The organism is Kolteria novifilia (assembly GCA_007748055.1).
In the GTDB taxonomy this organism is placed as follows: Bacteria; Planctomycetota; Planctomycetia; order Kolteriales; family Kolteriaceae; genus Kolteria; species Kolteria novifilia.
The window spans coordinates 7,328,807-7,341,741 of the sequence record CP036279.1 but is presented as its reverse complement, the minus strand read 5'-3'; the positions used below and the strand labels follow the sequence as shown (position 1 = coordinate 7,341,741).

Sequence of the window (12,935 nt, the reverse complement as noted above, 5' to 3'; positions counted from 1 at the left end):
GCCCGAGTTTCGTTCAACGGCGGAACGTGCATCCCATGTTGCGAAGACGTCGAACGCAATGTCAAACGTTGACGAGGCACTCCGCCATTGTCCGTCGCGAGCCTACTCGGAACTCTCGGAGGTGGCCGGCTCGGTCTCGCCCTCGGGGATTTCGTTGTCGGAGTCCGCTTCCTGCTCGGACTCTTCCTCTTTGGCCTCGGCGGGGAGTTTATAGTCGAACATCGACAGATCGCCGGTGCGAAGGAGTTTTTCGATTTCCTCGGCCGACAGCGTTTCGTACTTGAGAAGCGCCTTGGCGACGAGTTCCGTTTCGTCCTTTTGTTGTTTGAGAGCCTGGGTCGCGTCGGCGTAGCAGGAGTCGATGATCCGTCGCACGGCTTGGTCGATCTTCTCGGCCGTCGCTTCGCTGAATTCGCGGGGCTTGCTTACTTCGCCGCCGAGGAAGACTTGTTGTTCTTTGGCGAGGTAGAGGATGGGGCCGAGTTCGTCGCTCATCCCGTACTCGCAGACCATTTTTCGCGCCATGTCGCTGGCGCGCTCGATGTCGTTGCGGGCGCCGCTGGAAATGTCGTTGAAGTAGATCTCCTCGGCGATCCGGCCGCCGAAGAGGACTTGGATCTCGTCGATCATTTCGGCGCGCGAGATGGTGTAGCGATCCTTCTCGGGCAGAGACATCGTCGAACCGAGGGACATGCCGCGTGGGATGATGGTCACCTTGTGAAGCGGTTGGGCGTTTGGCAAGAGGCGGGTCAGCATCGCGTGGCCGGCCTCGTGGTAGGCGGTCACCTCACGATCGTGCTGATCGAGGACGCGGCTTCGCTTCTCCCGGCCGAAGCAGACCTTGTCCCGAGCTTCCTCGAGATCGTCCTGCTCGATTGACTTCTTGCCCGCCATCGTGGCCATGATCGCGGCCTCGTTGACCAGCGCCGCGAGATCGGCCCCCGAGAACATGGGCGTGCCGCGAGCCACTCTCATCAAGTCGACTTCGTCGCTCATCTTCACGTGACGAGCGTGGACCTTGAGAATCTGATAGCGCCCGGGGAGGTCAGGCAAGTTGATCATGATCTCGCGATCGAATCGACCGGGCCGAAGTAGCGCTGGGTCGAGGACGTCGGGTCGGTTGGTCGACGCGATGACGATGACTTGCTCGTTGGTCTCGAAGCCGTCCATTTCGACGAGGATCGCGTTGAGCGTCTGTTCGCGTTCGTCGTGACCACCGCCCAGTCCGCTGCCGCGCCGGCGTCCGACCGCGTCGACTTCATCGAGAAAGATGATGCAGGGAGTTGTTTCTTTGGCCTGGCGGAACAGGTCGCGCACCCGGCTGGCGCCGACACCGACGAACATCTCGACGAAGTCGGAACCGCAGATGCTGTAGAAGGGAACATCGGCCTCGCCGGCGATCGCTTTGGCGAGGAGTGTCTTGCCCGTGCCCGGAGGACCGGCGAAGAGCAGGCCGCGCGGGATGCGTCCGCCGAGCCCCTGGAACTTCTCGGGGTTCTTGAGGAACTCAATGACTTCGCCGACTTCTTCTTTCGCTTCGTCGATCCCCGCGACATCGGGGAAACGAACGTTGGTGTGCTCCTTTTGGATCAACTTGGGCCGGCTACGACCGAAAGAAAGGACGTTCCCCGGGCCATTTTGGCTTCGCAGCGGCCGGAGGAAGAGGAAGTAGAAGATGCCGACCAGCACCCCAAGCGAGAGCGCGTACCAAACGATCGCGCGCAGCATGGGATTGCCCGGGTCATACTTGAAGTCCTCGATCGTCCCGAGGCGTTCGAGAAACTCGTAGTCGATGGCGTAGGGAGGGACGTAGACGCGGTACCACAGTTCGCGCTTCTCGAGGAAGCCGAGCATGGGGCGATCATCGGGGAGCTTGCTCTTGGCTTTCGCGTCGGTCTTGGTGGAAGCGTCCTCTTTCGAGGCCGCTTCTTTGGGCGTCGCCGCCAGCACCTGGGTCGGTCGGACGTAGAGGGCGTCCTCGCGGAGTTCCCCTTGGTCGAAGCCGAGATAGCGCTTCTCCTTCTCGCTCCAATGAGATTGGAACTTGGTGAAGGAGATGTTGGTGATCGTCCGGCCCTTGTCGGAAGCGAGTCCCACGACAAGGATCGCGAGTAGGCAGAAAACGACGATGACGATCAGTCCACGCGGAATTCGCGGTCCTCGTGCGGTCTCACTCTTGCCCGCTTGGGGGGACTGAGGAGAACGGCTCGAAGGGAGTGGATTTCCGTCGGGCGAATCGTCCGCCATTCCCAGACGCGATCCTTTCCTCTCGGGAATGAACTTGTCGGTCAACAAGACCCCTTTCCGAAGTCAGTAGCCCGTGAAGGACAATGCGCATATTGGAGGAGGTCGGCTTGCGACCTCGGTCCGCTCGGTTCGTCAGCGGAAGACCGGACCCAATTCGAAGCCGAGTCTTGGGCTTCGAGAGGGGACTGCCCCACCTGGGATGGAAACCGGTCGTCGGCGAGACGTGGTTTCCGAGGGAGTCGGGCACTCCGGCACCTCCTCAATGTACAAAAGTATCCACAGTATCGCCAGACGGAGGATCGCGCCAGCGACTCCCCGAGGCGAAGGGGCGGATTCCCTTTGGGGAAGCGAAGGGGGCAGGACCGATCGTGGGCGCGCCGGCGAATGCCCCTCCGCGACGCTGGACTCTTGGGCGATCGTGTCGGATCGGGGGGAGGCTCGCGGCAGCGGGCATCGAGTCGTCTTCGTCTCTTGATGTAGACGCGAAACGGGACAATCGGTCTCGACTCAAATATCCCGAACGCCGAAACTACGCGCGGTGTCCGATTTTTGAGCGATTCCGTATATCGCCTAACAACTCGCCAATGCGACGAGACGAGCCCCATCACGAAGGACGTCAGATTCCGCCATGCATCCCTGGCACGACATCTACATCGACGATGACAGCATCGAGAAGAGCTTCCCCGTTGTCATCGAAGTTCCCATGGGAAGTAAGAACAAGTACGAACTCGACAAGGAGAGCGGTGTTCTCCGGCTCGATCGAGTTCTCTACAGCGCCGTGCACTATCCGGCGAACTACGGCTTCCTGCCGCGGACTTTCTGCGACGACAACGACCCGCTCGACGCGCTCGTCCTCTCCCAAGGGCCGGTGCATCCGCTGACCTTGGTTGACGCCCGAGCGATCGGCGTCATGCGCATGCGGGACGAAAAGGGCATCGACGACAAGATCCTCGCCATCTCCGCCGGCGATCCGGCGTATGAGGAGTTCGTCGATCATCAACAGTTGCCCGATCATACCGGCAAGCAAATCCGACGATTCTTCCAGGACTACAAGATCCTCGAGAACAAGCAGGTCATCATCGATGACTTCCTCGGTCCCGATGAGGCCCTGAAGATCATCCGCGAGGCGCTCGACCTCTACCGCAAGTTGCGTCGTGGGGAGCTCGCCTCGGGCCAGGTCGCGTAAGGCCCTGGCGCGCCGTCAAGACCAGGCTTGCGGGTGCCACTGGCTGCTTGTCAGCCAGTGCTGAAGTGTCGAAGAGCCTTTCCCTCGCGCTAGGCGAGGTGATGGGCAGGGCGCCCGAAACGCTTGGTGGTTGCTCGCTAGCGAGATGGTCCTCGTTCTCAAACCCCCTAGTCGCGAAGTCCCACCATGTTCACCCCCGTGGAAGCAGCCGAAGCCGATCGTCTCGTCGAATGGGGGCTTCAGGAAGATCTCGGTGATGCGGGCGACATCACCAGTCGAGCGGTGATCGACCCGACGACGCGGGGGGAAGCGCGGATCGTCGCGCGGCAGCCCGGAGTGGTCGCGGGGCTGCCAATGCTCGAGGTTCTGCGGCGCCGTCATCCGGAGTTCGGTATCGCGGCGGCCGAGAACGATGGTCCCGTCGAGCGCGGAGATGTGGTGGCGGTTCTGCTCGGGCCGCTGGTCACCCTTCTCGGCCTCGAGCGGCTGATCTTGAATTTTCTCTCCCATCTCGGTGCGATCGCCACGCTGACGTCCCACTACGCCGATGCCGTCGCCGATTCGCGGACGGTGATCTGTGACACCCGCAAGACAACACCGGGATGGCGTTACCTCGAGAAGTACGCGGTCCGCATCGGTGGCGGTACCAATCATCGCATCGGTCTCTTCGATCAAGTCCTGATCAAGGACAATCACCTGGCGTGGTTGGGAGAAGCCGACCCGACGCCCATCAAGACCGCAATCGAACGGGCGCGCAACTCGACGCCGCCCGGAACCGTCGTCGAGATCGAAGTCGACACGCTGGAGCAGTTCGAGCTCGCGATTCGCGAGGCTCCCGACATCATCCTGCTCGACAACATGTCGTCCGAGACGATGGCCAAGGCGGTCGCGCGGCGCGCGGAACTTGGCGCCACGTCGCTGCTGGAGGCTTCGGGAGGACTCGGGCTCGCCCAGATCCCGGAGCTTGCCCAGCTTGGGCTCGATCGGGTCAGCGTCGGGGCCCTGACGCACTCGGCTCCTTCGCTCGACTTGTCGATGGAACTGTCCAAAGGTCGGGCTGAAGCGACTTCTTAGATAGGGGCGAGGGAGAGGCCAGACCCCCGGCATCGGGGGAGATGGGCGACTCCGCGGTCCTGGGGGGCGGTTTGCGCCGTTGTCGGCCGAATTTTGGGGAATGCCGAGCGACGCGTGTGGATGGACGCGGGGAAATTGCAGTATCCGCGCAAGTCCGCCGAACCGGTCGTTCGCCCCTGACCGCTGCTTGGCGCTGTCGTTGGACTGGCGTATGATGGCGAAAGTACAAATGGCAATGATCCCACCCAACGTCGGTCCGGCGTGTTGATCAAGCGGCTAGGAGTCAGGCCGCCCATGAAGTGATGCCGCCCGCGTGTCTTTCCGTGGACCCCTTTGGCACTTGCGGCTTCGTTCGTGACGACAGATTTTCCCCGACACGGCAACTCAACGAAGAGAACATCCATGAAACGGTTTGCTCTTGGCTCTCTCCTAACTGCGTTTGCCCTTCTGGTGATGGGACCGCTAGTCGCCCATGCCGAACGCGAGTCCAACTCCGCGAAGAACGCCGCCGGCGATCCTCGCGATTGGCCCTTCTGGCGTGGCCCCGAACACAACGGCGTTGCCCGCGCGACAGGGCTGCCCGAGGATTGGTCCGATCGCGGCAAGGGCGAGAACATCGTTTGGAAGCGAGAGGATCTCGGGAGCCGCACGACGCCGATCGCGATGAACGGCAAACTCTACCTCATCACCCGTGCCGATGAAGGCGAGCCGACCGAGGGCGAACGTGTTGTCTGCGTCGATGCCGAGACGGGCAAAACGATCTGGGAGCAGAAGTTCAACGTCTTTCTCTCCGACGTTCCCGACACCCGCGTCGGCTGGTCGAACGTCGTTGGCGATCCGTCGACCGGAAACGTCTACGCCCTCGGCGTGGGTGGTCTCTTCCAGTGCTTCGACGGCGAGACCGGCAAGGTGCTCTGGTCGCATTCGATGAGCGAGGAGTACGGCCTTCTGACGACCTACGGCGGCCGGACGAATTTCCCCTTCGTCTTCGATGACGTCGTCATCATCAGCGGCGTGCTCATCAACTGGGGCGACAGCGCCAAGCCGGCCCATCAGTTTATCGCGTTCAACAAGGAGACGGGCGTTCCCGTCTGGTTGAGCAGCACGCGTCCCCTGCCCTACGACACGACCTACAGCTCGCCGATCCTGGCGACGATCAAGGGGCAGCCGGTCATCATCTTCGGAGCGGGCGACGGCGCGGTCTACGCGATGCAGCCTCGCACCGGCAAGATCATCTGGAAGTACCAGCTCTCCCGTCGCGGCGTCAACGCCACCCCCCTCGTCGTCGACGACACCGTCTACATCGGTCACGGCGAGGAGAACATCGACGACAACACGATGGGCGCCATTGTCGCCATCGACGCGACTGGCGAGGGTGACGTCACCAAGACCCACGAAAAGTGGCGTCAGAAAGAAGTGATCGCCGGCAAGACCGCCCCGATCATGGCCGACGGCAAGCTTTGGTTCCTCGAGGACACCGGTGGCATCATCATGGTCGATCCCAAGACGGGCGAGACCCTCTTTCGCAAGAAGCTTGGCACGATGATGCGGGGCAGTCCCATCTACGCCGACGGAAAGATCTACGTCAACGAAGCCAACGGTCGGACCTACATCCTCAAGCCGAAGGAAGATGGGTTCGACATCCTCAGCCGCAACCGGCTGCGGGCCGAGATCAACGGTTCACCGATCGTGGCCTACGGCAAGATGTACCTGCCGACCAGCGCTGGACTCTACGCGATCGGCAACTCGGAAAGCGGAACGCACTCGGCGGCGCCTCCGATCAACACCGAGGCGCCGGTCTCCGAGGATTCCAAGCCCGCCCAGTTCCGCTTGGTGCCGGCCGAGTCGCTGATCAAGCCGGGCGAGAAGGTGGCGTACGACGTCGAAGTCTTCAACTCGCGGGGACAGTCGCTCGGCGATCCGACCGGGAAGGTGACCTACTCCGTCGACGGCCCGGGAACGGTGACCGAAGAGGGTGTCTACGTTGCTCCCAGTGATGCCAAGCACGTCGCGGCGACGGTGACCGCCAAGCTGGGCGACATGGAGAAGACCGCTCGCGTGCGCGTCGTTCCGGAGTTGCCTTGGAACTTCGACTTCTCGGACAACCAGGTGCCGATCTCATGGATCGGGGCTCGCTACCGTCACCAGATTCGGGACGTCGATAGCGAGAAGGTGATGGTCAAGATCACGACGATTCCGAAGGGAACCCGCAGTCAGGCGTGGTTCGGTCCGTCCGATCTTCACGACTACACGATGACCGCCGACGTCAAGGGATCGATCACCGACGACAAGATGCCCGACATCGGCATCACGGCCCAGCGTTATGTCATGGAACTCAAGGGAGCTCATCAGCAGCTTCAGATCCGCTCTTGGCCGACACAGCTTCGGATGGCCGAGACGATTCCCTTCGAGTGGAAGCCCGACACTTGGTACTCGATGAAGCTGCGAGCCGAGAACAAGGGCGACGATGTCCTTCTGCGCGGGAAGGTCTGGGAGCGAGGGACGCCGGAACCCGAGAAGTGGACGATCGAAGCGACCGATCCGTCCCCCAACCGCACCGGTAGCCCCGGACTCTACGGCAACGCCAAGGATGCCGAGATCTTTCTCGACAACATCCGTGTCACACCGAACGAGGCGGGCTGACCCGTCTCGCATGATCCGTCACGTCATCTACGAGGATTCGCAATGAAACGAGGATTGAGTCTCTGGTCGAGCGCGTGTCTGCTCGGGCTGTTCGCGGCCCCGGCCTTCGCGGAGAAGAACGAAGGTCAGCAGTCCTTCGACGTGCTTTCCGACATCAAGAGCCGCATCGAGAAGATGGACGTCAAGCCGACCGACTGGCCGCAATGGGGCGGAACGTCGATCCGCAACAACGTCCGCGAAGGGCAGAACATCCCCACGACGTGGGAGATCGGCGAATTCGATCGCGAAACCAAGGAGTGGAAGCCCGGCAGCGGCAAGAACGTCTCCTGGGTCTCGCGCGTCGGTTCCCAGACCTACGGCAACCCGGTTGTCGCCAATGGCAAGGTCTACGTCGGCACCAACAACGGCGCGGGATACCTCGAACGCTATCCGCACACCGTCGACCTCGGGTGTCTGCTCTGCTTCGACGCGAAGACCGGCAAGTTCCTCTGGCAGCACTCCAGCGCGAAGCTCAAGACCGGCCGTGTCCACGACTGGCCGCTGCAGGGCGTCTGCTGTGCCCCCTACGCCGAGGGAGACAAACTCTGGTTCGTCAGCAGCCGCGGCGAAGTGCTCTGCCTCGATGCCGAGGGCTTCCGCGACGGCGAGAACGATGGCCCCTACAAGGACGAGGAGTATACCGGCGACAACGAAGGGGACGTGATCTGGAAAGTCGACATGATGAAGGACATGGGCATCTCCCAGCACAACATGTGCAGTTGCTCGGTCACCGCCATGGGTGACATCCTCTTCGTGCACACCGCCAACGGCGTCGATGAGACCCACCTGAACATCCCCGCTCCCGATGCTCCCAGCTTCATCGCGCTGAACAAGAACACCGGCGAGGTCCTCTGGACCGACAAGTCGCCGGGCCGCAACATCCTCCACGGCCAATGGTCCTCCCCCGCGGTCGCGGAACTCGGCGGCGTTCCCCAGGCTCTTTTCCCCGGCGGCGACGGCTGGCTTTACAGCTTCCACGCCGATGAGTTCGAGAACGGCAAGCCGAAGCTCCTCTGGAAATTCGACTGCAACCCCAAGGACTCCACCTGGATCCTCGGCGGTCGTGGAACCCGCAACAACCTGATCGCGACACCCGTCGTCTACAACGGCAACGTCTACATCGCCGTCGGTCAGGACCCCGAACATGGCGAGGGGATCGGCCATCTCTGGTGCATCGACCCGACCAAGCGCGGCGACGTTAGCCCGACGATCGCCCTCGACAAGGATGGCAAGCCGATCGACCATCGCCGTATCCAGGCCGTTCTTCCCAAGGAAGGCGACCAGATCAAGCCGAACCCCAACTCGGCGGCGCTCTGGCACTACAGCCAGGCTGATCAGAATGGCGACGAGGAGATCGACTTCGAAGAAGAGATGCATCGCACTTGCGGCACCGTCGCCATCAAGGACGACCTGCTCTTCATCTCCGACTTCAGCGGTCTGGTCCACTGTCTCGACGCGAAGACCGGCAAGCCGCACTGGACCTACGACTTGCTCGCGGCTTCGTGGGGGTCGCCGTTGATCATCAATGACAAGGTCATCATCGGCGACGAGGATGGCGACGTGACGATCTTTGAGCTCTCGCCGGAGATGAAGGTCGTCGACGAGATCAACATGGGCAACTCGGTCTACACGACACCCGTCGTCGCCGACGACACCATGTACATCTCCAACCGGACTCACTTGTATTCGATCAAGGCTCCGGAAGGCGAGAAGAAATAGGTTGAGAGAGCTGCGAAGCGGGAGGAGGGACGGATTGATCGGCCACGCTGCCTGTCGCAAGACCTTCCTCCTTGTGCTCACGCTCGTTCTCGTTGCCAACCGAGCGACGGCCTGCCCCTTCTGCGAGCAGTTGGGGCAGACGCTGTCCGAAACGATCGCCGATGCCGACTTCGCCGCCATTGGCCAACTGAGTGACGCCCGCCAGCACCCCAACGCTTCCGCCGGTCAGCCGACCGCGACCACCCGGCTTCGTCTCGACCATACGCTCAAGGCTCATCCCGTCGCTACGGGAAAGGACGAGCTGCTGCTCTCCCGCTACGTCGCTCGCGCGGCGCGCGAACCGTTCGAGGCGGTGGTCCTCGCCGAGGTCATCGACGATCAGGTCGAGCCGCACCGGGTCATGCCGGCCGAGGAGCGGGTCTATGTCGACTACGTGACGGCCGCAGTGAAGAAGTCCGTCAAACCGGACGCTGAGCGGTTAACGTTCTTCTTCGAACAGTTGGGCTCTCCCGACTCCCGGATCGCGACCGACGCCTACAAGGAGTTTTCGAAGACGCCCTACCTCGCGGTGAAGAGCGCGGCGGCCTCCTACGATCCCCAACAACTTCGCAAGTGGATGGAGAACCCCGAAACGCCCACGTTCCGCCTGGGCCTCTATGGTCTCTTGCTCGGCATTCACGGCCGGCCCGAGGACGCTCCGTTCCTTCGGAAGCTCATTTTCGATCCCAAACACCGACCGCGCGTCGGCCTCGACGGAATCATGGCGGGCTACTCGCTCCTGCTTCCCAAAGAAGGAGTCGACGATTTGCTCGCACTTCTCGCCAATCCAAAGGAGACCTTCAACGCCCACTACTCGGCCTTGGAGGCGATCCGATTCCTGATCGGCGAGTCGACGGACCAAGAGCGGCGTCGGCTCCTCGACGGCGTGTCGCGGGCCCTGGTCTCGGCGGACATCGCGGACCTGGTGATCGACGAACTCCGCAAGAACCAGCAGTGGCAGTTTCTCGACGATGTCCTCGCCCGTTTCGACGATCCCGACTACCAGCGCCCGGTCATTCGGCAGGCGATCCTTCGCTTCGCCCTCCAGGCCCCCGGCGAGAAAGCGGCCTCCTTCGTCAAGACGCAGCGCGACGCCGACCCCCGTCTCGTCGCCGACGTCGAAGAAGGTCTCCGCTTCGAGAAGGTCCTTCTCGAGCAATTCGGCCCGAAGGTCAAGCAGGGTGGCACCTGACCCATCACCAGGATCTACGCTTCCTCGGCGGCATGAGTTTCGAGATCCTCGATGATCTCCTTCTGAGTCTCCTCGCGCTGCTGAAGCCGGATGTGCCATTCCCTCGTTCCATCGACCGAGACGAACAGTGACAGGCCGTCGTCATAGGGCAGGAACGGCGACCCGAGAAAGAGCCACCGTTCATCAACCGGATGACGGTCGCCGTCGAAGTCGACGAACTCCTTGGCAACTCGGTACCGCTTGCCCGAGCGCCGATAGTCATCCGACTGCAATGGGCTGGAATGTGACGTCCAATGGCCGTTTGTCGGGCCCATGCATGCATGGCTCCCCGAGGTGGTCTCGCGACGAGTTGACACCGCTACTATCGGCCCCCCGCATCGCGTGGTTGTCGCTTTGCTCGAACGAGCGACTAGGTCTGGATTGTGCTTTCTCTATCGAGCACAATGGAACTCCGCGAGAGAAATACCTTTCCATGAATGGGCCTGAATGCGAATGACCGACTTGAGATGGGATTGTGCCGCGAAGGCCCTTGTTTGCCTCGTCGCGCTGCTCGCTACGACCGCCAGCGCGGACGAGACTCGCCACGCCGACGTCGTGATCTACGGATCGACGCCGGGAGGTTTCTGTGCCGCGATTGCCGCGGCGCGCGAGGGGGCGTCGGTGATCTTGCTGGAGCCGACCGATCACGTCGGCGGACTCAACACCGGCGGGTTGAGCTTCAGCGACTCCAACCAAACCGTGCGCAGTTCCGTCATGGGGCTCTTCGATGAGTGGCACCGGCGGATCGAGGAGGACTACGCCGCCCGCGGGATCGAGCTGCCGTACAAGGTAAGCGAGAAGAATCACGCGAAGTGGACCTACGAGCCGCACGTGGCGATGCGAGTCACGCGGCAGATGCTCGACGAGGCGAAGGTCACGCTTCTCACCAAACGCTACCTGCGGTCGGTGACCAAGGATGGAACGGCCATCATCTCGCTCGTGACCAGTGACGGGACGTTCACGGGCAAGGTCTTCATCGACGCGAGTTACGAGGGCGACCTCCTGGCGGCGGCGGGGGTGAGCTGGACCATTGGGCGAGAGGGCCGAGACGAGTTCGGCGAATCACTGGCCGGGAAACAGTATCCCAAGAGGACGATGACGATCGACGGCTTCGATGCCCAGGGATCGCCCTTGCCAATGATCACCACGACCGACGCCGGACCGACGGAGTCGGGTGATCGCAACGTCATGACCTATAGCTTTCGACTCTGTTTGACGGCCGATCCGGACAACAAGGTGCCGATGCCCACGCCGGCGAACTACGATCCCGCCCGCTTCGAGGTCGTTCGCCGCTACCTCGAGACGGGACGCAACGTCCGCTTCGATCTCTACCCGCTTCCCGGCGACAAGTTCGATGGCAACAACGCGATCGCCGGCCAGTTCTCGCTCGGCCTGGTGGGCGGGGGGAAGGACTGGTGCGAAGCGGACGAAGCCGGGCGAAAGGCGATTTGGGAAGCCCACAAGCAATACACGCTCGAGTTCTTTCACTTTCTGACGACCGATCCCGCCGTGCCCGAGGAGATCAAGAAGAAGTACATCGACCTCGGTCTCTGCAAGGACGAGTTTGCCGCGTATGGCCACTTCTCCCCGGCTCTCTACGTGCGCGAAGGGCGACGGATGCGGGGGATGTATGTGCTGAGCGAGAACGACATCACCAAGAAACCGACGAAGCCCGATCCGATCGTTGTCTCCTCCTTTCCGATCGACTCGCACGACTGCCAACGCGTGGCGCACAAGGAGGGAGGCGTGGTCAACGAGGGAACTATCTTCCCAGTACGTGTGAAAGGGACGCGGCACGGCTACGCCTACCATGTTCCCTACCGCTCGGTCTTGCCGAAGCCGGAGGAGTGCACGAACTTGCTGGTACCGGTCGCGCTTTCCTGCACGCATGTGGGGATCTCGTCGATTCGCGTGGAGCCGACGTGGATGATCCTGGGACAGAGCGCGGGGATCGCGGCGGCGCTCGCGGCCGAAGAGGAATCGACGGTTCAAGGGCTCTCGTACTCCTTACTTCGGGAGAGGCTTCTGGCCCAGGACCAGGTGCTCGAGCTTCCCGCCAATGTTCCGTCGAAGCCGATCGCGGGGACCATTGACGTGAAGTCGCTGTCGGGAGTCGTCCTTGATGACGCCGACGCGACGCTCGCGGGCAGGTGGGATCGCTCGACCAACTTCCGTCCCCACGTCGGCCAGGGCTACTTGTTCTCGGGCGAGCCAGACGTCCAGCAAAATGGCGATGGGACGGCGTCGGCGACCTTCCGCTTCAAGGCTCCCCGGTCGGGTCGCTATCGGCTGCTCATGGCGTATTCCCCGCACGAGAGCCGGGCGACGAGAGTCCCCGTGGTCGTGACGTCGGGACCCCACCGCAAGGAGCTAACGGTCGATCAGGCCAAGCCGCTTCCCGCCGGCGAGGCGTTCCGACAGGTCGCCACCGTCGAGCTTGACGGCGATGCCGAGACAGCGGTGACGATCTCCAACGCGGAGACGAAGGGGTTCGTGATTCTCGACGCGCTACGATTTGTGTTGGTGAAGTGAGAGGCGGGGTCACGCCGCGCATGAAAAACCCCAGGTCGGCGTCAAAAACGCCGCTCTGGGGGCTCTAAGAGTAGCGGGGAGGAGACTCGAACTCCTGACCTGCGGGTTATGAATCCGCCGCTCTAGCCAGCTGAGCTACCCCGCCATCGACCGCGATTGGGGATCGAGGTCAAACAATCTTTCTATGGTTCGTTCCCATGGGCGACAACGGAGAGGGGAATCCCG

The 12,935-nt window shown here is 62.3% G+C and carries 8 protein-coding genes and 1 tRNA gene; 6 read left to right on the top strand and 3 right to left on the bottom strand.

Annotation, left to right across the window (positions count from 1 at the left end; genetic code table 11):
• Positions 1–102: 102 nt before the first annotated feature.
• Positions 103–2,247: an ATP-dependent zinc metalloprotease FtsH gene (gene ftsH, locus Pan216_RS26910; RefSeq protein ID WP_419193048.1), complete on the bottom strand. Its 2,145-nt coding sequence runs from the start codon at positions 2,245–2,247 to the stop codon at positions 103–105.
• A gap of 628 nt (positions 2,248–2,875) precedes the next feature.
• On the opposite strand from ftsH, the gene Pan216_RS26905 reads away from it, so the two are divergent.
• From Pan216_RS26905 to Pan216_RS26885, 5 genes are all read left to right on the top strand, one after another.
• Positions 2,876–3,433, top strand: a complete 558-nt coding sequence (locus Pan216_RS26905; RefSeq protein ID WP_145263139.1) for an inorganic diphosphatase — start codon at positions 2,876–2,878, stop codon at positions 3,431–3,433.
• 186 nt (positions 3,434–3,619) lie between these two features.
• Positions 3,620–4,507, top strand: coding sequence for a carboxylating nicotinate-nucleotide diphosphorylase (gene nadC / locus Pan216_RS26900; protein ID WP_145263137.1), 888 nt, complete (start codon positions 3,620–3,622; stop codon positions 4,505–4,507).
• A gap of 402 nt (positions 4,508–4,909) precedes the next feature.
• Positions 4,910–7,150 carry a PQQ-like beta-propeller repeat protein gene (locus tag Pan216_RS26895; RefSeq protein ID WP_419193047.1) on the top strand — a complete coding sequence of 747 codons (2,241 nt, stop codon included), beginning with the start codon at positions 4,910–4,912 and terminating at the stop codon, positions 7,148–7,150.
• Positions 7,151–7,192: 42 nt separating this feature from the next.
• A complete protein-coding gene (locus tag Pan216_RS26890; RefSeq protein WP_145263135.1) occupies positions 7,193–8,908 on the top strand; it encodes an outer membrane protein assembly factor BamB family protein in 1,716 nt (571 codons plus the stop codon).
• A gap of 34 nt (positions 8,909–8,942) precedes the next feature.
• Entirely contained in the window at positions 8,943–10,139 is a 1,197-nt protein-coding gene (locus tag Pan216_RS26885; RefSeq protein ID WP_145263133.1) for a hypothetical protein, read from the top strand.
• A 14-nt stretch (positions 10,140–10,153) separates the two neighbouring features.
• Here the strand turns inward: Pan216_RS26885 and Pan216_RS26880 are convergent, their stop codons facing one another.
• Complete coding sequence (locus Pan216_RS26880) at positions 10,154–10,453, bottom strand: DUF3601 domain-containing protein (RefSeq protein WP_145263131.1); 300 nt, start codon at positions 10,451–10,453, stop codon at positions 10,154–10,156.
• A gap of 187 nt (positions 10,454–10,640) precedes the next feature.
• On the opposite strand from Pan216_RS26880, the gene Pan216_RS26875 reads away from it, so the two are divergent.
• Positions 10,641–12,710 carry an FAD-dependent oxidoreductase gene (locus tag Pan216_RS26875; protein WP_419193046.1) on the top strand — a complete coding sequence of 690 codons (2,070 nt, stop codon included), beginning with the start codon at positions 10,641–10,643 and terminating at the stop codon, positions 12,708–12,710.
• 71 nt (positions 12,711–12,781) lie between these two features.
• On the opposite strand, the gene Pan216_RS26870 is transcribed toward Pan216_RS26875, so the two are convergent.
• Positions 12,782–12,855 (bottom strand) — tRNA-Met (locus tag Pan216_RS26870).
• Between the last annotated feature and the right edge of the window lie 80 nt (positions 12,856–12,935).